1 protein-coding gene is annotated in these 651 nt (G+C 31.0%); it reads right to left on the bottom strand.

What is annotated here, in order from left to right; translation table 11 throughout:
* Positions 1-165: 165 nt before the first annotated feature.
* Positions 166-651: hypothetical protein (locus tag ACWIX0_RS14035; RefSeq protein WP_454174594.1), on the bottom strand; the 486-nt coding region annotated here is incomplete at its 5' end.

Below are 651 nucleotides of genomic sequence, written 5' to 3'. Positions count from 1 at the left end.
TTTGCTTGCAATTCTTGGATTTTGTCCATTTTTTGTCCTTTTTTAATAAGATTTGGTATAATGCGTTTTAATCCCTCCTAAGAGCATTAGCCTTAACCTACTCCACTTAAGGGGCTTTTACTCGAAATATGTTATCGGTGTAGTGGTTACGATAGCATAGAGGGATTATTCTTTTACATATACTATGTTTTCATCTGCTATCCTCGTCATTTGCTTAAATCTATTTCTATCTTTATCATCATAGATGGTTTTGTATTGTATTTTCCCATCTTTATCTACTCCTATGCCAAAAAGGCTAATGAAATTTTTGTCTTTATCTAAAAATGGTTTATAAAAATACACACTTTCTTTGCCTTTTGAATTATCTTTAGCGATAAAAAGCGGGTCTCTAAAAGTTTCAAAAAATGCGCTTTTGAAGTAATTTCTATTAACATTTTTTGTATTTATGTAAAAATGCCTATACGCATTTACAATATCTACTTGCACATCTTTATAAGGCGTTTTAACAATACCAAACTTACCTTTGATTTCTGCAAAATGCGTCTTAAATTGATTTGGGTTATTAAATTTAAGCGGGGGGATATTTATCGCATATTCGCGCAATGATTCCTCGCTCATTTTGCCTTTAGAATCTAAAAATTTATCTAGCTT

It is taken from the genome of Helicobacter sp. T3_23-1059, from assembly GCF_053654515.1.
The sequence above is the reverse complement of the archived record's forward strand: the minus strand, read 5'-3'. Positions and strand labels throughout refer to the sequence as shown.